At 37.1% G+C, this 21,761-nt stretch carries 25 protein-coding genes; 12 read left to right on the top strand and 13 right to left on the bottom strand.

Annotated elements, in window-relative coordinates; genetic code table 11:
• Window positions 1–12: 12 nt before the first annotated feature.
• Together ispF and HX129_RS12180 are read left to right on the top strand one after the other, a co-directional pair.
• Window positions 13–504, top strand: a complete 492-nt coding sequence (gene ispF, locus HX129_RS12175) for a 2-C-methyl-D-erythritol 2,4-cyclodiphosphate synthase (RefSeq protein ID WP_286435176.1) — start codon at window positions 13–15, stop codon at window positions 502–504.
• Window positions 505–772: 268 nt separating this feature from the next.
• On the top strand, window positions 773–1,339 hold the full coding sequence (locus HX129_RS12180; RefSeq protein ID WP_286435175.1) for a prolyl hydroxylase family protein: 567 nt from the start codon (window positions 773–775) through the stop codon (window positions 1,337–1,339).
• A gap of 63 nt (window positions 1,340–1,402) precedes the next feature.
• On the opposite strand, the gene HX129_RS12185 is transcribed toward HX129_RS12180, so the two are convergent.
• From HX129_RS12185 to HX129_RS12195, 3 genes are all read right to left on the bottom strand, one after another.
• Window positions 1,403–1,927, bottom strand: a complete 525-nt coding sequence (locus HX129_RS12185; protein WP_286435182.1) for a protein tyrosine phosphatase family protein — start codon at window positions 1,925–1,927, stop codon at window positions 1,403–1,405.
• A 75-nt stretch (window positions 1,928–2,002) separates the two neighbouring features.
• On the bottom strand, window positions 2,003–3,094 hold the full coding sequence (locus tag HX129_RS12190; RefSeq protein WP_174493595.1) for a 3-deoxy-7-phosphoheptulonate synthase: 1,092 nt from the start codon (window positions 3,092–3,094) through the stop codon (window positions 2,003–2,005).
• A 140-nt stretch (window positions 3,095–3,234) separates the two neighbouring features.
• Entirely contained in the window at window positions 3,235–4,113 is an 879-nt protein-coding gene (locus tag HX129_RS12195; protein WP_286435174.1) for a sulfite exporter TauE/SafE family protein, read from the bottom strand.
• A gap of 192 nt (window positions 4,114–4,305) precedes the next feature.
• Between HX129_RS12195 and lpxB the strand changes: the two genes are divergently transcribed.
• Complete coding sequence (lpxB, locus tag HX129_RS12200) at window positions 4,306–5,481, top strand: lipid-A-disaccharide synthase (protein WP_286436207.1); 1,176 nt, start codon at window positions 4,306–4,308, stop codon at window positions 5,479–5,481.
• Window positions 5,482–5,551: 70 nt separating this feature from the next.
• Here the strand turns inward: lpxB and HX129_RS12205 are convergent, their stop codons facing one another.
• Window positions 5,552–6,424: a DUF2797 domain-containing protein gene (locus tag HX129_RS12205; protein ID WP_286435173.1), complete on the bottom strand. Its 873-nt coding sequence runs from the start codon at window positions 6,422–6,424 to the stop codon at window positions 5,552–5,554.
• 32 nt (window positions 6,425–6,456) lie between these two features.
• Between HX129_RS12205 and HX129_RS12210 the strand changes: the two genes are divergently transcribed.
• From HX129_RS12210 to HX129_RS12225, 4 genes are all read left to right on the top strand, one after another.
• Window positions 6,457–6,927 (top strand): DUF6231 family protein, encoded by a 471-nt coding sequence (locus tag HX129_RS12210; protein WP_286435172.1) that lies wholly within the window; start codon window positions 6,457–6,459, stop codon window positions 6,925–6,927.
• Window positions 6,928–7,154: 227 nt separating this feature from the next.
• Entirely contained in the window at window positions 7,155–7,766 is a 612-nt protein-coding gene (locus HX129_RS12215) for a YidB family protein (RefSeq protein WP_130073733.1), read from the top strand.
• 501 nt (window positions 7,767–8,267) lie between these two features.
• Window positions 8,268–9,566 (top strand): MFS transporter, encoded by a 1,299-nt coding sequence (locus tag HX129_RS12220; protein ID WP_130073732.1) that lies wholly within the window; start codon window positions 8,268–8,270, stop codon window positions 9,564–9,566.
• Between the two features lie 105 nt (window positions 9,567–9,671).
• Window positions 9,672–10,370 carry an SIR2 family NAD-dependent protein deacylase gene (locus HX129_RS12225; RefSeq protein ID WP_502872657.1) on the top strand — a complete coding sequence of 233 codons (699 nt, stop codon included), beginning with the start codon at window positions 9,672–9,674 and terminating at the stop codon, window positions 10,368–10,370.
• A gap of 29 nt (window positions 10,371–10,399) precedes the next feature.
• Here the strand turns inward: HX129_RS12225 and HX129_RS12230 are convergent, their stop codons facing one another.
• The 5 genes from HX129_RS12230 to HX129_RS12250 form a co-directional block, all read right to left on the bottom strand.
• Window positions 10,400–10,888 (bottom strand): GNAT family N-acetyltransferase, encoded by a 489-nt coding sequence (locus HX129_RS12230; protein ID WP_130073730.1) that lies wholly within the window; start codon window positions 10,886–10,888, stop codon window positions 10,400–10,402.
• 162 nt (window positions 10,889–11,050) lie between these two features.
• The gene (locus tag HX129_RS12235) at window positions 11,051–12,250 is read right to left on the bottom strand and encodes an acyl-CoA dehydrogenase family protein (RefSeq protein WP_286435170.1); all 1,200 of its coding nucleotides are present in this window, start codon (window positions 12,248–12,250) and stop codon (window positions 11,051–11,053) included.
• Window positions 12,251–12,275: 25 nt separating this feature from the next.
• Window positions 12,276–13,562, bottom strand: a complete 1,287-nt coding sequence (locus HX129_RS12240) for an acyl-CoA dehydrogenase family protein (protein WP_286435179.1) — start codon at window positions 13,560–13,562, stop codon at window positions 12,276–12,278.
• 244 nt (window positions 13,563–13,806) lie between these two features.
• Window positions 13,807–15,180 (bottom strand): ABC1 kinase family protein, encoded by a 1,374-nt coding sequence (locus HX129_RS12245; protein ID WP_286435169.1) that lies wholly within the window; start codon window positions 15,178–15,180, stop codon window positions 13,807–13,809.
• Window positions 15,181–15,340: 160 nt separating this feature from the next.
• Window positions 15,341–15,649 carry a hypothetical protein gene (locus HX129_RS12250; RefSeq protein ID WP_180045423.1) on the bottom strand — a complete coding sequence of 103 codons (309 nt, stop codon included), beginning with the start codon at window positions 15,647–15,649 and terminating at the stop codon, window positions 15,341–15,343.
• 137 nt (window positions 15,650–15,786) lie between these two features.
• Here HX129_RS12250 and HX129_RS12255 point away from each other — a divergent pair, with 137 nt between their 5' ends.
• From HX129_RS12255 to aroC, 4 genes are all read left to right on the top strand, one after another.
• Window positions 15,787–16,011, top strand: a complete 225-nt coding sequence (locus HX129_RS12255) for a hypothetical protein (RefSeq protein WP_130073725.1) — start codon at window positions 15,787–15,789, stop codon at window positions 16,009–16,011.
• Between the two features lie 148 nt (window positions 16,012–16,159).
• Window positions 16,160–16,546 (top strand): hypothetical protein, encoded by a 387-nt coding sequence (locus HX129_RS12260; protein ID WP_286435168.1) that lies wholly within the window; start codon window positions 16,160–16,162, stop codon window positions 16,544–16,546.
• Between the two features lie 92 nt (window positions 16,547–16,638).
• Window positions 16,639–17,649, top strand: a complete 1,011-nt coding sequence (gene prmB / locus HX129_RS12265) for a 50S ribosomal protein L3 N(5)-glutamine methyltransferase (protein WP_130073723.1) — start codon at window positions 16,639–16,641, stop codon at window positions 17,647–17,649.
• 12 nt (window positions 17,650–17,661) lie between these two features.
• Window positions 17,662–18,756, top strand: coding sequence for a chorismate synthase (aroC, locus tag HX129_RS12270; protein WP_174492805.1), 1,095 nt, complete (start codon window positions 17,662–17,664; stop codon window positions 18,754–18,756).
• Between the two features lie 68 nt (window positions 18,757–18,824).
• On the opposite strand, the gene HX129_RS12275 is transcribed toward aroC, so the two are convergent.
• Both HX129_RS12275 and HX129_RS12280 read right to left on the bottom strand, forming a co-directional pair.
• The gene (locus HX129_RS12275) at window positions 18,825–19,289 is read right to left on the bottom strand and encodes a hypothetical protein (RefSeq protein ID WP_174492803.1); all 465 of its coding nucleotides are present in this window, start codon (window positions 19,287–19,289) and stop codon (window positions 18,825–18,827) included.
• Window positions 19,290–19,414: 125 nt separating this feature from the next.
• A complete protein-coding gene (locus HX129_RS12280; protein WP_130073720.1) occupies window positions 19,415–19,885 on the bottom strand; it encodes a CinA family protein in 471 nt (156 codons plus the stop codon).
• 346 nt (window positions 19,886–20,231) lie between these two features.
• On the opposite strand from HX129_RS12280, the gene HX129_RS12285 reads away from it, so the two are divergent.
• Entirely contained in the window at window positions 20,232–20,465 is a 234-nt protein-coding gene (locus tag HX129_RS12285; protein WP_130073719.1) for a hypothetical protein, read from the top strand.
• An 87-nt stretch (window positions 20,466–20,552) separates the two neighbouring features.
• Here the strand turns inward: HX129_RS12285 and HX129_RS12290 are convergent, their stop codons facing one another.
• Together HX129_RS12290 and HX129_RS12295 are read right to left on the bottom strand one after the other, a co-directional pair.
• Window positions 20,553–21,017 (bottom strand): universal stress protein, encoded by a 465-nt coding sequence (locus HX129_RS12290; protein WP_286435167.1) that lies wholly within the window; start codon window positions 21,015–21,017, stop codon window positions 20,553–20,555.
• 169 nt (window positions 21,018–21,186) lie between these two features.
• Window positions 21,187–21,633: a universal stress protein gene (locus tag HX129_RS12295; RefSeq protein ID WP_130073717.1), complete on the bottom strand. Its 447-nt coding sequence runs from the start codon at window positions 21,631–21,633 to the stop codon at window positions 21,187–21,189.
• Between the last annotated feature and the right edge of the window lie 128 nt (window positions 21,634–21,761).

Raw genomic sequence — 21,761 nt, forward strand, 5'->3', positions numbered from 1 at the left:
AAGGAGCTGAAAATGATCATACCAATTCGCATTGGACAGGGAATGGATGTACATGCTTTTGAGGAAGGTGATTTTGTGACTTTGGCAGGGATTCAAATTCCGCATACACAAGGTTTGAAAGCACATTCTGATGGTGATGTGGTGTTACATGCTTTATGTGATGCATTATTGGGTGCTTTAGCACTAGGAGATATTGGTCAACATTTTCCTGATACAGATCCAGAGTTTAAAGGTGCTGATAGCCGTAAGCTGCTTAAACATGTATATCAACTCATTTTAGATCGTGGTTATCGTTTAAATAATGCCGATATTACCGTGGCATGTGAGCGTCCAAAATTAGCAAAACATAATTTAGCAATGCGTCAAAGTATTGCCGATGTACTAGATGTTGATGTGACGCAGATCAGTGTTAAAGCCACCACCACTGAACAATTAGGCTTTACAGGGCGTCAGGAAGGAATTTTATCGACTGCGACGGTGTTAGTGACGCATCATGGTAAGTGATTGTCTTGTCATTAAGTATGTTTAATTGACTTTAGATTGTTTTAAATTTATGTCTAATAAATAGACATATGCTATGAATTTTGATATTTATTGATAGGTTGTAAAGTAAAGCTGATTGATCAAGCATTATTATACCAATGTAAATTTTGATCGGCTTTATATTCATATTTTAAATAAGCGAGTAATAAATCATGGGATAACGTCTACTTTTTTAGAAAAAATTCAACAAAACAAAAACATTACCATCTATCAAACAGATCCATTGATTATGACTGTAGATCAGGTGTTTACAGAACAACAATGTCAAGATTTTATAAAATTTAGCCATCAATTTGATTATGAAGTAGCACCCATTACTGTCAACTCAAAAGATGGTGTTTCAGAGCTGCGGACTGAAATTCGTAATAATCAACGTGTGATTTATGATGATGTCAAATTTGCTGAGCGAATTTATCAGCAAGTTCAAGCGTATTTACCTGAAAAATTATTTGAATGGCAAGTTTCAGGTTTGAATGAGCGTTTCCGTTTTTATCTATATGAAGATGGTCAAACCTTTAAGCCGCATTATGATGGTAATTACGAAGTAAATGATTGGTATAGTAGTCAACTCACTTTGTTGATCTATTTAAGCGAGGATTTTAAGGGTGGAGAGACGAAGTTTTTTAATCAGACTCGTCATATGCCTACTTTTATTATCCAACCTAAAATTGGACAAATTTTAATTTTTGAACACCGTCAAATGCATTCAGGTGCACCTGTTCTTTCGGGGCAAAAATATGTATTACGTACAGATGTGATGTATAAACATCCTGTGTTTGGGCGTGAGACTGAATAGAATTACTTATTTGAAAAAATCCCCAATTTTTGGGGATTTTTATTTGTATGTTTAACGTTTATTTCAAGCAAAATGGTCAGCATGCATCAAGGAATGCTGCAAATCTAAAGTAGATTTACGACCTTGCAATTGTAAACTGACAGCATGAATGAGTCCTGTCCACGTTTCATTGGGCTGCCAAATTTCATGCATCAATTCTTGAGCTGTAGGCATGTCCATATCCAAAAAATACTGGCGATATAAATACATTAAGCTGCTGACACGCATATTTTTAGCACAGTGTACCCAAACGATTTTATCTTGTACCAAATGTGCGACCAAATCCAAAACAAATAAGCATTGATCATCAGCAGGAGTATCCCAAGAGATCGGAGTTTGAATATAATTTAACCCAAGTTCAGCACAAATTTTATCTTCATGTTCAAGATGTGGATTTGCATCTGTAAAAGAGAGATTAATGATGGTATCTACACCATATTCTTTAATCTGTTTCAATTGTTCAGCAGTAGGTTGTCCTGAAGTGAATAAGTGTTCATGGACAAACTGAAAGTTTGCGATTTGACTGAGTTCTTGTTCAAGTTCGTTCATAGCATTCTGACAGGTAAAATATAATGACATCATAAACAAAAAACGCCATCTATGTAGATGACGTTTTTGGCTAAATTAACGATTTGGCAATATTTCTTTTAAAGCCGCATCCATTTCAAGCAAGGTTTTTTCAGTGGTTTCCCAGTCGATACAACCATCTGTGACAGATTTACCATATTCTAGGTCACATAGGTTTTCTGGAATGTCTTGGCGACCACCTTTAAGGTGGCTTTCAACCATAATGCCGACAATCGACTTATTGCCATCAAGAATTTGCTCTGTGATGTTTTTGAGTACCAAGGGTTGTAAGTATGGGTCTTTATTTGAATTTGCATGACTGGCATCAATCATGATTTTGTTGCTGACTTTGGCTTTAGCTAAAGCATTCTCAGCTTCCGCAACCGAACCTGCATCATAGTTTGGTTTACCATTACCACCACGTAATACCACGTGTGCATATGGATTACCTTTGGTGCGAATGATAGAGACTTGCCCTTGATCATTCAAACCTAAGAAACTATGACCATGTTTTACTGATTGCATTGCATTGGTTGCAACCGTTAAACCACCATCTGTACCATTTTTAAAACCAACAGGTGAAGATAAACCTGAAGACATTTCACGGTGAGTTTGGCTTTCAGTGGTACGTGCACCAATGGCTGACCATGAAATTAAATCTTGGTAATACTGGGGTGAGTTTGGATCAAGTGCTTCAGTGGCACATGGCAAACCTTTTTCATTTAGTTCAACCAAGAGCTTACGACCAAGACGTAGACCTTTTTCGATATTAAAAGAGTCATTCATGTCTGGGTCATTGATCAGACCTTTCCAACCGACAGTCGTACGTGGTTTTTCAAAGTAAACACGCATGATGATATAGAGTGTATCTTTAACTTTTTCGCTCAAGACTTTGAGACGATCAGCATATTCATGTGCTGCTTTTGTATCATGAATTGAACATGGTCCAATCACAACAAAAAGACGTTTATCATTGCCATTTAAAATATTGCGGACAGTGTCACGACCGTGAAGTACAGTTTGATAAGCAGTTTCTGTTAATGGTAATTCTGCTTTTAATTCTGCTGGAGTTACAAGTGGTTGAATGCTTTGTACATTCACATCATCAATATCTGATTGAGTAATAGGATTAGACTGTTGTGTATTCATTGCCGTCACTGGATATTCGATCATACAAAAGTATTTTTAGTGGTTTGAATATAACATGAATTGATTCAGGTTTTGTTTAAATAAATCATTAAAACTTTAGTATCAATTCATAATTATTAGTTATGTATAAATGATTAATATTAAACTTGATGTTGTTGGTCAACCTGAATAATCATCGCCGAATGTGGTTTTTCCACAGGCTTAGATTTAACAGGATTAATAATAAAGTTTACGCCTAAAGCAAATAAAGTAATACCTAAAATTTTACGGATGAGTTTTTCAGGCATTTTCGAGCTGATTAATGTTCCAACGATAATGGCTGGAATTGAACCGACTAATAACCACCCAAGTAAATGAAAATCAACATTACCCGATGTCATGTGTGCAAAACCTGCTACAGCCGTCAGTAAGACAGCATGAACCACGTCTGAACCAATGATGCGGATCATCGGTAAATGAGGGAACATTAAAATTAAAGCCATGACTCCAAATGCACCTGCACCCACAGAAGATAAAGTCACAAATACGCCTAAGATTACGCCCATGAATACAACAAATGCACGTTTACCTTCGATTGAAAACGTCTGTGTAGTCTCATCGACTCGCTTATTTGCACGGAATTTGGCAAAGAATTTTTCAATCTGTGCACGGAACATGATCGATAAACCCGTCAGTGTAAGCATAAAACCTAACACCACAGTGAGTACTGTTTTATAATGGCTTGAACCACTTAAATAATTTTCAAGTACCCAATGGGTAATAAAAGATGCAGGAATACTGCCGAGCGCCAGCCAAAGGACAATAGGCCAAACAATATTGAGTTTTTTAGCATGTACCAATGAACCACAAAATTTGGAAATGGCGGCATAAAGTAAGTCTGTCCCAATTGCAATATGGGGTTCTATTCGAAATAAACTGATCAGAATAGGCGTCATTAATGACCCGCCACCCACACCTGTAATACCTACGCAGAAACCGACCAATACACCGGCTAAAATAAATTCGACTGGACCAACCATGACTTAAAATGCCAAATAGCAAAAAACTCGCATATCTTATGACTATTTCATATAAGTCGTTGTCTTGATTGTTGATTAACTTATTCTAAAAATTGCTAAAGCCTAAAAAAGTTTTATTGAAAAAAAGAGGGAAATGACCTGAATAAAGCCCAGACATGCTAAGATAATTCAGTCACTTTAGAGGATGTTATTTTGCAAAATCGAAAACTTAAAATTGGAATTGTGGTGGGTGAAGTATCGGGGGATACTTTGGGCGCAAAACTCATCCGTAGTTTTCGTGAGCAAGGCATTGATGCAGAGTTTGAGGGCATAGGTGGTCCTCAGATGATTGCAGAAGGCTTTAACAGTTTTTATCCTATGGATATTTTATCTGTGATGGGGATTGTTGAAGTACTCAAAGATATAAAAAAATTGTTTGCGGTACGTGATGGTTTGGTCGAAAAATGGACTGCCAACCCTGTTGATATTTTTATTGGGATCGATGCACCTGATTTTAATTTACGTCTATCTAAAAGTTTAAAGCAAAAAAATCTGCCGATCAAAACCGTACAATATGTCAGTCCTTCTGTATGGGCTTGGCGACAAGGGCGAGTACATGGCATCAAAGCCAGTATTGATTTAGTGTTATGTCTATTTCCATTCGAAAAAACATTTTATAAGAAATTTGATGTACCTGCGGCATTTGTTGGTCATCCTCTTGCAAGTACATTGTCATTACAAAACCCGATCTTAGATTCAAAACAAGAGCTTGGTTTAGACTTGAGCCAAAAGCATATTGCTTTATTGCCTGGTAGTCGCCGTGGAGAGATTGAGCGTTTAGGTCCTTTGGTCTTAGATGCTGCACACATCATTTATCAAAAGCATCCTGAATATCAGTTTATTATTCCTGCAATTAACGATGCGCGTAAGCAGCAGATTGAAAATTTATTAAAGCATTATCCAAAAGAATTAACAGATCAAATTCATTTACTAGAAAATACTGATCAAGAATCCAAAATTGGTCGTCAGGTGATGAATGCTGCCAATATTGTGGCGCTTGCATCAGGTACAGCAACCCTCGAAGCATTGTTATTACATCGTCCAATGGTGACATTTTATAAGTTGAATTGGCTGACTTATGTGATTGCTAAATTGTTGGTGAAAATTCCATATTATTCATTGCCCAATATTATTGCAGGAAAAAAAGTCATTCAGGAGTTGATTCAGTCTGATGCGACTCCTGAAAATTTAGCTGAAGAAATTGAAAAGTTGATGAATCAGGAAACAGCGCAGATTCAGGCAATGCAGTTGATTACGATGCATAAGCAATTATTATCTGATAATAGTGAAGATTTAGTTGAAGCCGTTTTGAATCTATTGGACTCATGATTCTAGTAATAGAGTAATGCCCCTTAATACCTAATGATAAAGGGGCTTGTTATATTATTTTATTAAGAAATCACTCAGCCCTAATTTTCAATTCATAACCTGTATATTTACGGATATTGATCACACCTGTATCCATAATGAGATATTGACCTTTAATGCCTTGAAGTTTGCCGCGAATAATTGGAGTTTTATCCAAATTATGTGATTTAATCTTTTCAGGATAACAATCAACAGGGTAGACAAATTCACGAGGCAGTTCATTTTCCAGTATTTCAACATTTTCATTGAAATCTAAACTCATGCTGAACTCATCACGAATTAATTCAATTTGTGGTTCAAACTCAGTCAATAATTCATCACGAATTGAAATCAAATCAATAGGTTCAGCTTCACCTTTAAGTAGTTTACGCCAATCGGTTTTATCGGCAACTTGTGTGCCAAACATGACTTCAAGTTGTCCTGAGAGACGACGTGAACCAACTTTCATAATGGGTAAGGCTTGTGTTGCACCTTGATCTAACCAACGTGTTGGCATTTGACCCAGACGAGTAATTCCTACTTTTAAAGCACTCGAATTTGCTAAATAGACAATATGTGGTTGAAAACAGACTTCTTGTGCAAAGCTTTCTTCACGACAGGTGCCTAAATGATAATGACAGGTTTCAGGTTTCATGATGCACATATCACAAGATGCTTTAGTCTTCATACATTTAAAACAATGTCCTTGCGAATAAGACTTTGGTGTTTTAGCGCCACACGACACACAATAAATATTCCCTGTGGCTTCGATTTCAATGTCTTGACCCAAACTAAATGGAAGATCAATTTCTGAACGATCTAAAATAAATTTATATTCAACATTTGCCTTATGAGTTTGTTGATCAGTTACACTAAGGTCTTTTAGACCTGCATGCATTTTATGACAAATGCCTTGTAGTTCCATGTTTAATTACTCACTCAAAAATAGGTGCAGTTATGGCTGAGCAAAATGTCATCACTTCAATGCTAGACGATTTATCAGAAGAACAGCCAATTCTAACCGCAATGTGTATTGGGCAAAATTTAGCGCAATACAATTCATATCATTCAATTCAATGGCAGCATTTTAACGTATCTGAGTTTTTAAATCTGCCTTTTACCCAGCGATATGATTTGGGTTTTGTATTATTCGATACGGAAGAAATGTCGAATGTGTCTGAATCAGAGAAATCACAAATTTTAGTCAAATTACGTGATTTGATGGCGAAACGCATTGTGGTGACATGTAAGTTACAGGATGAGCGCTTGCTCAGGGCATTGGGCTTTACTCAGCTGATTGATAAAACATTACATGAAAATGATTTTGCTTTGTGGCAATTTAATATTTTAACCTATAAACATGTGCCTGATTGGTTTAATTCTAAGTTTTGGGCAAATCCAGAAAATTGGAATAAATTTCGTTGGTAATTATCTCATATTAAATTTTAAATAATTGAATATTGAAGAATTTTTACTGTTATCTGTGGGCTAAAACTGCTAAAAATAACCCATGGCGTTTGAGATTTATATCATTGAGTATTGATATCTTGCAAAAACATAACAAATTGTGTTTTGGTGAATGATTGAAAGCGCAGTATTCTAAAATTGGATACAAATTAAAAACTGACATCAAAAGATTAACGTAGGAAAAAATCATGACAAATTTAAGCAATATTGTGGAAATTTTAGCCAAGCAAGCTTTAGGTGGGCAACAACAATCCCAACAAGGTGGTTTAGGGGGAGGACTAGGTGGAGTCTTAGGTTCGGTACTTGGTGGTTTAGGCGGTCAGCAACAATCACAACAAGGTGGACTCGGTGGCGTGTTGGGTTCAGTACTTGGAGGACTAACAGGTGGTCAGCAACAAGCGCCGCAAACACAACAAAGCGGTTTTAATGCACAATCCCTACTCATTGCTGTTGTGCCTTTGATTTTGGCTTGGATTCAAAAAAATGGTGGTTTGCAAGGCGCGCTTGATCAACTGAAAGGGCAAGGTCTTAGCAGTCAAGTTGATGATTGGGTTTCTACAGGTGAAGGTGCGAATGCCAGTGTGAATGAACAGCAAGTACAAAATTTATTTGATCAAAATGAAGTTGAACAAGTTGCGCAGCAAGCACAAGTACCAACACAAGATGTATATAGTGCAATTTCTTCTGTATTGCCTGAAATTATTGACTCACTCACACCACAAGCGGGTCAAACCAATCAAGATGAAGCGAATAACGATATTCAAAATGTCATGAAATTAGTTTCAGGATTTTTAAAGTAATTTAAAAGTTTCTATAGAATATATGCAATATCAATGACAGCCAAAATATGCTGTCATTTTTTATTTTCACTGCTCAAAAATGTGCAATGTAAGTATGCAGAGTTGTTCGATCCATGCAATTTTTTCAGTAAAAATCATCATTTAAAATAAAGTTGTTGCTTATAACAATTTTCGACTTAGCTCAATATCATTAACCAATTTTCACTTTTCTGTCATTGTCGATGTATTTAGAAAAGATAATACAGATAATAAAATGTTTTTAATTGTTATTTATTCATTGGTTTAAATTCAAACTATGATAATACAGAAGCTGTGAGATGCTTGGTTTTTATGCATTTTTCAGATCATTCAGATGATCATAAAGAAGTCAGTCTGAACTTCATGATACATCCAAAATTGACAAAATTTTAAAATTAAAAATAGAGAAGGTCAGACTTCTCATAGCGCACAATATGATCAGAAATATAGAGATTGATCTCTATCAAGAAATAAGGAAATCCTATGAGTGATACACATGTTTATCAACCTCACGAAAAGCGTAATCGGATTATGTCAATTGTGGGTGCAGCATCGGGTAATCTAGTTGAATGGTTTGATTTCTACATCTATGCAGCTTTTGCAATCTATTTTACCCACGCTTTAACTGCACCCGATATGGATGAATCGACTAAAGCAATTTATGTATGGGGTGTATTTGCAGCAAGTTTCTTTATGCGTCCCATTGGTAGTTGGTTGTTTGGACGAATTGGCGACAAATATGGTCGTAAGCGCTCAATGATCATTTCAATTACCTTGATGGCAATTAGTTCATTTTTATTTGCCTGTTTACCGACTTATGAACAAGTTGGCATGGCAGCCCCGTTTTGTTTGCTTGCTGTCCGTTTACTGCAAGGGTTGTCTGTAGGCGGTGAATACGGCACTGTAGCAACTTATATGAGTGAAGTTGCACTCAAAGGTCAACGTGGTTTTTATTCTTCGTTTCAATATGTCACGTTGGCAGGTGGTCAGCTATTAGCCAGTTTACTTGGCGTCATTATGTTGGCGTTGATGAGTAAAGAAGAACTGATGAATGGTGGGTGGCGTATTCCATTTATCATTGGGGGTGTGGTGGCGATTTTATCGTTTTTTGCACGTCGTCATTTAAAAGAAACTTTATCGGAAAATGACAGTCAAAAAGAGGGTTCAGGCAGTTTAACCGAGTTATTACGCAATAACTGGCATACCTTTTTATTGGTGGTCGGTTATACATCGGCAGGGTCTTTGTGTTTCTATGTCATCACGGTGTATTCAAAAACTTATATTACCAGTTTAGGTTTTGAAGACCGTACAGTGGGTTATATGATGACGATAGCACTTTTTGTCTTTATGTGTGCACAGCCTTTATTTGGAATGTTGGCAGATCGCATCGGTCGCCGAGCATCGATGATGTTATTTAGTATTAGCTGTGCCATTTTTATCTATCCTGTCATGGTCATTCTGATGCCAAGTTTTAGTGGTTCGCCTGTCATCGTGACTTTATTACTCATTTTACTGATGTTAATGCTGAGTTTTTACACTTCAATCAGTGGCTTAGTGAAAGCAGAAATGTTTCCTCCACATATCCGTGCTTTAGGGGTTGGTTTTGCCTACGCGGTTGGGAATGCAATTTTTGGTGGTTCTGCGCCTGCTGTTGCATTGAAATTTAAAGAATTAGGACATGAAAATACATTTTTTGTCTATGTGGTGATTATGCTCATCATCTGTTTATTTTGTAGTATGCAATTACCCAAACAGCCGAAATATTTACATCATGATGTATAAGTATTTTCTTGCTAATAAGCAAAGACTGAACTGAATGTTCGGTCTTTTTTATTTTTGGATCCGTTATTATATGATCATCCTCAAGATAACAATGAAGTGGAGAATATGAAAAAAATTGTCATTTTTTCGGGTGCAGGAATGAGTGCAGAAAGTGGTATCAGCACTTTTAGAAACAGCAATGGCTTATGGGAAAATTATGATGTCCGTCAAGTCGCTACGCCTGAAGCATGGCAAGCGAATCCGACTTTAGTACAAGATTTTTATAATCAAAGACGTCAAAATATTTTAAATGCCGAGCCAAATGCAGCCCATCATCTGATTGCTGATTTGGAAATGGACTTTGATGTGCAGGTCATTACCCAAAATATTGACGATTTACATGAACGTGCAGGTAGTAGTGAAGTATTGCATTTACATGGCAATATTCGTTTGGCAAAAAGCTCAAAACCGAATGCACAGTATGCAACGGAATTTTTTCCGATAGAGGGATGGGCGCTTGACTTAGAAAAAGACAAATGTCCTGAAGGTTATCCATTACGTCCGCATGTGGTTTGGTTTGGTGAAGCTGTACCTGCTTATGATCAAGCGATTCAGTTATTACAAGATGCTGATATTTTTATTGTAATTGGCTCAACGTTGAGTGTTTACCCTGTGGCAGGTTTAATTCACGAAATTCCGACCCATTGTCAAGCCTATTATATTGATCCAGAAGCGAGTTACGCACGTGTACCAAAGCAATATCAATGTTTAAAAATGAATGCAACAGAAGGTATGCAACAGTTAGTTGCACAATTACGTGCCTAATTTACATTAGGGGGTTTTATCAAAACGATTTATTCAAGTGTTTTGAGCATCCAAATTTCACAGGCATGGCTATGTCCTGTGTTGCCTTTCGGTGCTGTTAAGTGTTCAAAGCCTAATTTCTCATACAATCTAACTGCTTGTTGTAACTGTTGCGTGGTTTCTAAATAACAGGCTTTAAAACCTCGTTGTTGGGTAAAATCGAAAGCTAAGGCTAAAATTTGTCGAGCAAAACCTAAACCACGAACTTCGGGTCGAAAATACATTTTTTGAATTTCTAAAATTTTGCTATCACCTTGCAGTGGCGATACGCCGCCGCCGCCAAAAATTTCGCCATGTTCATTTTCAATGACCCAATATTGACTATTGGGTTGTGCATAAACCTTGTAAAGTTCATCTAAAATGGGATCTGCAACAGCAAAACCTGATTCGGCTGCTAAACCAAATTCTTTGGAAACGTCACGTATAATGTGAGCAAGTTGGGCATTGTCTTGGGGTTGAATTGGGCGCAGTGTATACATAACTTTATTAATGTAGAATCTAACAATAAGATTTTTATAACAAATAAATATCAGTTTGGGTGGTTTTTAAGATGTAAGTGATCAAATATTGAGTAAAACCAAGTCATAAAAAAACCTCCTTTTGACAAAGGAGGCATGGAAAAGGATCATGATCCTTGAACTTTATTTTAATTCACTTGAAGACTTACCGAGTTCACGACGTGCAATAATCAATTGTTGGATTTGCTGTGTACCCTCAAAAATATCTAGGATTTTAGAGTCACGTGCCCATTTTTCTAGCAACTCATCTTCGTTATAACCAACACTTGCTGCAAGTTCAACACATTTTAGCGTGATTTCGTTACCTACACGACCTGCTTTGGCTTTTGCAATAGAGGCTTCACGAGAGTTTGGCTTTTTATTGTCCGCCATCCATGCTGCTTTGAGCATCAATAAGCGTGCAGCTTCCCATTCTGCTTCCATCCGATAAATTTGCGCTGCAATATTAGAAGATTGTAAATAGGGTGTGGCATAATTGGCATCGAGCTGATCTTTAAAAATTTCTTTGATGCGTTCTAAGGAAGCTTTGGCACAGCCTATTGCCATTGCAGCAACGAGAGGACGCGTATTATCAAAAGTTTCCATCACGCCTGCAAAACCTTTGGCAACATCAATTTCAGCATTACCCAATAAGTTTGTAGCAGGAACACGACAATCAATAAAACTGATCGCAGCGGTGTCTGAGGCTTTGATACCCAATTTATGCTCAAGGCGCTCGACTTTCATGCCAGGTGTACCTTTAGGCACAACAAAAGATTTAATCGCAGCACGACCGAGCTTTTTGTCTAAAGTTGCCCAAACTACAACGGAATCAGCACGTTCACCCGAAGTGACAAAGATTTTCTCACCATTTAAGATATAATCATCCCCATCTTTGGTTGCTGTGGTGCGGATTGCAGCAGAGTCAGAACCACAGCCTGGTTCTGTAATCGCCATTGCTGCCCAAGTCCCCTTAAAGCGTTCAAGCTGCTCATCATTGGCAACTGCTGCAATGGCAGAATTACCTAAACCTTGACGTGGCATAGACAATAATAAACCTGTATCGCCATAGCACATTTCAATAATGCCTAGTGCAGTGGACATATTGGTCCCATTTTTATTACTGTTGTCTTGGTCACCACGTTTATTAATGGCTGCACCTGCATTTAACCCATCACCGCCATCGTTCATGCCATCAAGCAATGATGCAAGCATGTCGAGTTCTTTCGGATAGGCATGTTCAGCTTTGTCGTATTTACGTGAAATAGGGCGTAATACATTTAATGCAGTTTCATGTGCTTGATCAATCAACATTTTAAATTTTTTAGGATTTTGTAAATTCATGATAATTTTCCTGAGTTATTGTTGATTAAGCATGTAAGCCAGAATGTAAAATTGCGGTAGCACGTAAGTCGCGATACCAACGTTCAACAGGGTGCTCTTTGGTAAAACCATGCCCACCTAAGATTTGTACGCCATTGGTGCCAATTTGCATGGACTTTTCAGCACATAAAAGACGTGCTAAATACGCTTCACGGTGAAAGGGTTTGCCAGCTTCAGCAAGGCTCGCAGCATTCAGAACCAACATACGCATTGCATCAATTTCAATCGCCATATCTGCGATCATAAATGCCACACTTTGACGGTGTGAAATGGGTTCACCAAAGGCAGTGCGTTCATTGGCATATTGGATGCAATAATGTTTGACAGCTTCACAGGTGCCTACAGCCATTGCACACCACATGAGGTTCCCTAAATCTAAAAATGCAGCGTAGTTAAAGTCGTCATCGCCTAAGCGTAAAGCAGAGCTTTGATTAAATTTTAAAGTGACTGTTTCAGTGCCTTTTAAACCCATAGCAGGGCTCTTTTGATAACCGATGGTTGCATCACGTTTGACGACAAAGACATCAGGTTTACCATTAAAGTCTGCACTGACAATGAAAATTTCAGCAGATTCACCGAGTAAAACTAAAGTTTTTTCACCTGTAATGGTGAAATGTCCATTGCTCGACGTGGCTTTGGTTTTTAAACGGTAGGGATCAAAAGCAGGCGTCGCTTCTTGTACTGCAAATGTTGCGCGGAGTGCAGGATCTTCTGCAAAAGCAGGTAAATAAGTGGACTGAACTTGCGCAGAGCCCCAAAGGGTGATGGCATTGATTGTACTGAAAGTAGAAAGTAAGCCCGCAGCTAGTGAAAAATCACCTTTGGCTAAGTTTTCTGCAATTAACACATTACTTAAAATATTCTGTTCTGTCGCGACACCACCTAAAGCTTCAGGTAGAGCATAATAATTGATTCCTAGATCAAGACTATGTTGCCATAATTCCTCAGGAAATTTTTCATCGTGATCGGCTTGATGTGCAAGCGGGTAAAGGACTTCAGCAGCAAATTGTGACATGGCGTCAACAGTCATTTGCTGTTCTTCGGTCAGATTTAAGTCAAATAAATTTTTTGATTGAGCAGGTAAACGTTGTTTGCTTGCATCTTGATTGGACTTGAATTTTTTTTGTGAGGCAGAGAGCGTTTTAAAGCCAACTTTAGAGCCCTGATAAAGTGATTTTTCAATAAATTTGCGAAGTTTTAATTGGTCTAATAATTCGCTTCCCGCAATTTTTGTAATGAGATTCAAACCTAAACCTTGAGCTTTATTTACCATATTGGTCATTTGAATACCTAGTTTTTAGTGGTGGTATGCAAACTATCCTGACATGTGGTTTTATAAAAAACTATGTCAAAGTTGACGAAGTGGTATTAAGTGGATAAATGGAAAATAGAGCAGATGTATTTTGTTTAAGTTATTGTAAAATATTATTAATTTAAAATTTTAAAAATCCAACAAAAGTTGGCTATTGACTAAAATGACAGATTTAAAATTCTATCATTTTAGTCAAGCTCGTATTTTAGATAAAAGGTGTGATCATTTTGCGAACATTGGTTTTGGCATCAATGACAGTCATGAAGGTATAAGCACCAATAAATTTACGGCTAATAAACATAAATTCTTTAGGTGGAACACTAAAATAACGAGATGCCATAGATTTAGATGCTTGCTGCATCACACGACTATGTAGTTGGCTTTTCTTCCAGTCATAGCGATTATGTTCATCCATGACACCTTTCGGTAAATCATGATTATTGATGGGTGAGCTAAATGCTTCGGTTGCCAATAAAAATACTTTCGCCATATCGGGTTTAATACTTGCAGGCATAGCATCAAAAAATTCGTAACCTGTCATGGCATTGACCATGGCATTGCTGTCATGGTTATAACCTGCTTTAATGAGGTTACGCGCAACTTTTAGCAGTTGGGCATCAAACTGACGGATTGCACCGAAGTCCAATAAAATAATCTTGTCTTTGATGTCTTCGCCATTACCCAAGCGGACTAAATAGTTACCAAAATTTGGGTCAGTTTGCATTTCGCCCCATTCAAAAATTTCACGGACGGCGATTTCTAAAGAAGCTTCTCCAAGTGCGTTACGGCGTTCTTGCGGTAAAGACAGCATCACAGGGCTGTTAATCGGCACGCCACGCTCGAAGGTCATACATAGCACACGGTCTGTACAGTATTGATCAATAATTTGTGGCACAGCATAGCGCACATCATTTTTGAGGCGATCAGCAAAACGGCGTGTAGTCGCAGCTTCAACATGATAATCGACTTCACGATGCATCATTTCACGCACTTCATCAAACCATTGATCAAACTCACGAGTTTGCGGCACCATGCGTGTCAGTTTGAGCATATTTTTAAATAAACTCATATCTGAATCAATGGCTTCCGCTACGCCGGGATATTGAATTTTTAATACCAATTCTAAACCGTCAGATTTTCGAGTTGCACGATGTACTTGTGCTAAAGATGCTGTTCCAATCGGTTCATGGTCAATGGTTAAATCATCAAGTTTAGACCCCAACTGGCTGACCAGTTGTTCCTTGATAGCAGGCCAAGCAAGTGCAACAGTTTGATTATTTAGTGTATTTAGTGCTTGTGTAATTTCTTCTGGTAAAAAATGCTCGCCATATAACGCCATCATTTGACCGATTTTGACGATAGAACCTTTGAGCTTGCCAATTTCAGCGACAAGATAGTCGGCTTGTTCTTTCATGGCTTTTTTACGTTTTTTTTCTTTTTCTTCTTCACTTGAAAAGAGTGAACTTGCGCTTGAAGCAGCCCAACGAGATCCTGCTAACAAAGACGCTTTCGCAATCGATAAGCGTCTGTCCAAAGAGGATGTTTTTAACTGTTTAAGCTTATCATTCTGATCTGACATGAAGATTAAATCCTTTAAGTAGGCGATTGAGCATACAATAGTGTGTAGCATTTTACATGCTATCCACATATTAAAATAGTTTTACCTGACCAATATCGTATCTTTTCGATGCAAAAAATGACGTTGTATCTTGCTCAAAATAAACAGGATAAAAGCATCGCTAGGACATACGATATTGGATTTTCAATGTCTCATGCTGCATTAAACTGTTTTTATTTTCCTGAATATATTGTGAAATCATATTTTTAATGTCACCGTTGGTAAAGCCAAGCGCATAACCTTTGACAATAATAATACTCGGCAGACTAAAGAAAAAATATTTAACATCTTCAAGGGTTGGGGCTTGAAATACACCATGTTCGATCAGCATTTGCTGTAAAAATTGCTTTTCGATTTTTACTGTATCTGTTTCGGAATCCTCCCAATAACGGACACGCATTGCCATCAAATTGTTGTGCTTATAGCTCATTGAAATTTGTCCATAATCGATTACGTTTTATAAATGGAGTAAGGAGGACATAAAATCAAGGCAAATTTCATCTTTATTGTCATATAAATGCAAATAAAACCTGTTAAAACTAAAAGAAATGGAGAGATTTAAGTGCTATGAGTGAAATTAATTTGAAAATGATCAATGAAAAAATTGATGAATTTAAAAAAAACAATAAAACCCCAGAAAAATTAGAAATCGGCTATAAAACCTATGCGCGTTTGATTGGACAAGATAAATTTTTTGACCATGTCACTCAGTCACAAGATAGTTTGACTCGTTATTACAAAGGTATAAAAATTAAGTTGGTGGCAGAAAAGCATTTTTTTACCGTCAAATAACGACTTTAAAATAAAAACAACAGGGTGAATATCTCCAAAGTCTAAGGTCTATATTTTACATTGCAATTTTTTCTCAGTCTTTTATTATTTTAGACCGTATTCATCGTTGAAATAATAATGATTTATTTGCGTACTTTTGGGGAAAAATATGAAATTAGCATATTGGGGTTGCTGTTTGTTGGGTTTGGTGAGTACAAGTACTTTTGCGATGGGATATTCATCTGATTATATTTCATGTATGAACAGTGCACAGTCATCAACTGAGCAAGCAGCACTGTGTATGAAAGCTGAACTTAAACAACAAACCAAACGTTATGAATATTTTGCAGATATTCATGTGAAAGCTCTGGTCAAAGAAAAGCGTAAAGCTCAAGAAAAAATCAATGAAAAGTGGCTGACTTTACGTGATGAGCATTGTCTGATTAAAAATGTAAAATTATCAGTAGGACATGCCAGTAAATATTATTCTTGTGCTTTGAAAAAGACACAGGCACAAGCCGATTTATTGGAAAAACAGGCGTATAAATATCGTTGATTTTAGCTTGAAACTATTTAAAGCATTATAAATGTAAACAAAACAAGGTATCATTAGATCGTTTTTATATACTGACCTTGGAGAGACCTTAAGTGGATCGACCGACTATTAGCGCTGAACATTTACAAGAAGCTGCTGACCACCTCGTAACCATTCGTGATTTTATTCGTTTTGGGGTGACAGCATTACGTCAATACGATGCACATTTAGGTCAGGGTACAGAAGATTATTTTGCAGAAAGTTCAGCATTGGTTTTACAGACCATGTCTTTGGACTGGAATGCAGACAATGAAATTTTAGATGCAAAATTATTACCGAGTGAAAAAGCGGAGTTTTTAAGTTTATTAGAACGCCGTATCAATGAAAAAGTACCGACATCTTATTTATTAAATTTATCTTATTTCTGCGGTAAACCATATTATGTTGATGAGCGTGTTCTAATTCCTCGTTCACCGATTGCTGAGTTGATTGAAAATCGTTTTGCACCCTATTGTTTAGATGAAAATGGTCAAGCGCGTGAAGGTGTGAATAATCTTCCTGAAAATTCGAACCCTAAAACACCACAACGTATTTTAGATATGTGCACAGGTTCAGGTTGTATCGCTATTGCCTTAGCGTATGCGTATCCAGAAGCGGAAGTGGATGCAACGGATATTTCTAAAGAAGCGCTCGAAGTTGCTTCGATCAATGCAGAACATCATGATAAACAGTATCAAGTTGCTTTGCTTGAATCTGATTTATTTGAAAAAATTCCTGCTGAAAATCAATACGATTTGATTGTTTCGAATCCTCCATATGTCGATGCAGAAGACATGGCAGATTTACCTGAAGAATTCCACCATGAGCCTGAACTTGCACTTGCAGCAGGGCAAGATGGTTTAGATTTAGTACGTAAAATGTTGGCGCAAGCTGCAGATTATTTAACGGAAAATGGCTTAATTGTCATTGAAGTGGGTAATTCTGAATGGGCGATGAAACAAAACTTCAATACCATTGATTTTTATTGGTTACAGTTCCAAAGAGGCGGTACAGGTATTTTTGCATTGACTGCTGAACAATGTCGTACTTTCCGTGATTTATTTATTCAGTCTATTCAAGCATAAGGAGTCATGCGCGTGGCAGGTAATAGTATAGGACAACTTTTCCGTGTAACGACTTGTGGTGAATCTCACGGTGTGGGCTTGATGGCAATTGTAGACGGTGTGCCACCGGGCTTGGAACTTTGTGCAGAAGACTTACAAAAAGATTTAGATCGTCGTAAACCAGGAACATCTAAGTTTGCGACTCAACGTAAAGAACCTGACGAAGTTGAAATCATTTCAGGGGTATTTGAAGGTAAAACGACAGGTACACCGATTGGCTTATTGATCCGCAATACAGACCAAAAATCGAAAGACTACGGTAATATCGCTCAGACTTTCCGTCCGGGACATGCAGATTATACTTATACGCAAAAGTATGGTTTCCGTGATTATCGTGGTGGTGGACGTTCGAGCGCACGTGAAACGGCAATGCGTGTTGCTGCGGGTGCGATCGCTAAGAAGTTTCTTGCTGAAAAGTTTGGGATCGTTGTGCGTGGTCATGTCACTCAGATTGGTACAGAAGTTGCTGAAAAACTGGATTGGAACGAAGTACCTAATAATCCATTTTTCTGTGGTGATGTAGATGCTGTGCCACGCTTTGAAGCTTTAGTGACGTCTTTACGTGAACAAGGCACAAGCTGTGGAGCTAAACTTGAAATCTTGGCTGAAAATGTTCCTGTGGGTTGGGGTGAGCCTGTATTTGATCGTTTAGATGCAGATATTGCACATGCCATGATGGGAATCAACGCAGTTAAAGGCGTTGAAATTGGTGATGGTTTTGCGGTTGCAGGGCAGTTTGGTCATGAAACTCGTGATGAATTAACCACAGATGGTTTCCTTGCCAATCATGCAGGTGGGATTTTAGGTGGAATTTCTTCGGGTCAAACGATTCGTGTCGCAATTGCATTAAAACCAACCGCAAGTATTACGACGCCGGGTAAAACCATCAATATGGATCGTGAAGATACGGATGTATTGACCAAAGGTCGTCATGACCCTTGTGTGGGTGTACGTGCAACACCAATTGCTGAAGCAATGTTAGCGATTGTGTTAATGGATCATTTTATGCGTCATCGTGCACAAAATGCCGATGTCGTTGCGCCATTTGCACCGATTGAGCCGAAGTGATTTTGAGATATTGATTGACATAAAAAACCAGACAGAGCGTCTGGTTTTTTTATGGCTTCATTATTAAATTATTGAGCTGCTTCGCCTGTATAACCTTTTAAGAAAGTTAAATAAGCCGAAGATTTTTGACCATCCGCTTTTAAAATTGGACGATCAATTTCACCTTGATCTGTGACCAATTTTAGAGAAATTTCTTTACCATTACGGAAAGAGTTCAAGAAGCTAACAGGGACGATAATTGAATTTGATGAAACCTGTTCGGTATATTGTGTTGGATTAACCGTTGAATATTCATAAGGTTGACCATCAACTAAAAATACAAATTGCTTAATATCATATTTTGTCGGTTGATTGATCTCAGCTGTGATTTTAAAGCCATCACGTTTTTCATCAATCCAACGCATTGCGAGTTCAGGACAAACTTCTGCAGCTTCACAAATTAATGGTCCCTTTGTTACAACACGTTCAGGATACGAACCTGCACAACCTGTGAATAATGCAACTGTAGCAACCAAAGCCAATTGAAGTTTCATAAAATTACCCATCGTTATGTGATTGTTATTTCTCTGTAGAGAATATGTTAAATTTAACGTTTTAATTGCTAAAAGTGAACAATTGTTAGCAAGTTTACCGTTTTTAATTGTATTTCAACTAAAATTTATAAAAGTTGTAGCATCTCCTGACTGACTAATTCAGTGAGTTGCTGTAATTTTTCTTCAGCAGACCCTTGTATAAGGTATTGAAAACGATAAATTTGATTTAAATAGTAAATGGCAATATAAAATGTACCTACAGGTTTATAGGCAGACTCACTACCCCCATGTTTCAATAATCCGGTACAGCTCACCACAAGGTCGGCTTGATCAAAAAGTGTCTTTCCTTTGATTGCCATTTCGACAGTGACTTCGACAGATTCAGCGGTGTGTTGTTCAATTAATTGAGGATCAATACCTAAAATTTTGATTTTAATCGATGGGTCATAGCTGACCAAGCCCCCAAGTAAAATATCTGCACCACTATTTTTATAAATCGAAAACTGAGCACTCAAATGCCCTGAACTGGCACTTTCAATAAATGCTATTTTTAGATTTTTACGTTCGAGTAAATCACAACATGGTTTTAAATACATAAAGTTTGCCTAATGGTATAAAAGTCAGCGCATCACATTCATATTTGTTCCCATTTCATTATGATCTTAGCGAAAATGTAGACAAGATGTAAGAGAAAAAATGAAATGATTTATAAGCTTAATACAATATTTTTGCTTTTAAAATTTTTGAGTGAACATCGAATCCTATGCTACAGGCAATAGGAAGTAACCAATAATTTTACGATAAGATCGATTTAAAGCGCTTAAATTTGCTTAAACATATCGTTCGAGGAAATAGTAAACGATCTTAAACAGAAATTACTTTATTGTTAGTCAAAAGCTGCTATAACTAAAAATAAAGGGTATGAAAATTAGGGAGCAACTGATGAAGACCACTGTAAAATATGTTGTTTTGAAAAGCAAAGATTATCAGCTAGGTACGCCATTATTTGAAGAAAATTTAGAGGCAGGTAGCCAATATTTTGATCAGATTCCAAATGTAATTCAATATCAAAATCATGATTTTAAAGTTAAATCGAAAGAGTTAACCCGTAAGCAAATTTTTGATGATTTTGAAGAGTCACAAACAATCTTGGTCAAGGTTATTGCGATCAATTAAGCACTGCATCTATTGACTATTTAGATTTAAGATTGACATATAAAGAAAGCCTACATATATGTAGGCTTTCTTTCTAAAGCATAGCGTTTATTCTTTCACGATGAGCACAGGAAGCGTGGTTTGATTTAAAACATCTTGAGCAAAACTACCTAAGAAAAATTTCTTGAAGCCTTTACGCCCATGTGAACCCATGACGATCAAATCAATATTTTTCTTTTCAGCCGTATCAATAATGGTTTCAGCAGTTACATAACCATGAACAACTTCAGTAGTGAGTGCAACACCTTCAGCAGTGAGTGCAACACCTTCAGCAGCAGCGAATTGCTGGACTTGATCTAGTGCTTTCAACGCATTTTTATTGGCTTCTTCTAAATACTCTTTCATCATAGAGGCATTATAATAAAAGTCCGCACCTGAAAAAGGATCTTCTGCAACTAAGCAAATTGCTGTGAGTTGACTGTTAAATGCTTTTGCAAGAGAAATTGCTTGTTGTGCAGCAGCAAAAGAAATTTGAGAACCATCTACGGGAACTAAAATATGTTGATAAGTCATTTGATTTTCTCCGTGGTCATTATTTCTATATTCAAAATTAAAAATTGCAATATAGAGCATAAGTAACACATAAATTTATGAGCGCCAATCTTAGATTTACATTTTTAAAAAATAATCTACTTTTAATGTGAATCAGGTTTTAATTTTGCAAATAAAAGAGAATTGACTATTATTGCTTTACGATCAATACAGGTACGAAACTCTCACCTAGGACTTCTTGTGCCACGCTACCTAGAACAAACTTTTTTAAACCTTTACGACCATGTGAGCCCATCACAATAAGATCTGCGCCAATTTCATTTAAGACATTTAAAATGCCTGTGGCTGGTGAAACTTCGCGTACAATTTTAACGTTCACTTGGCTGACGCCGTGATGATTTAAATTGGTTTTAATTTCGTCCAATCGAGCTTGGGCATTTTTTTCAGCAGCTAAAACATATTCAGTAATAGACGGTGCAACTTGGTAGAAATCAACCCCAAACATTGGATCAACAGCCAATACACTCACTACTGTTATTTTAGCGTTGTTTTTTAAGGCAATTTCTTCAGCATGTTGTAATGCCGCATAAGAAATCGGGGATTCATCGACAGGGACAAGAATATGTTCATACGGCATAATGATTGACCTCTTAAAATATTCAAAAATATAATCATCATTAAATTTAATAAAAATTATTTACAGAACAAAGTTTATGTTCTTTATTTAGTTATAGCCTAAAAATGCAATAGATACACTATTATTTT

This window comes from Acinetobacter sp. 251-1 (assembly GCF_030329305.1).
GTDB lineage: Bacteria > Pseudomonadota > Gammaproteobacteria > Pseudomonadales > Moraxellaceae > Acinetobacter > Acinetobacter piscicola_A.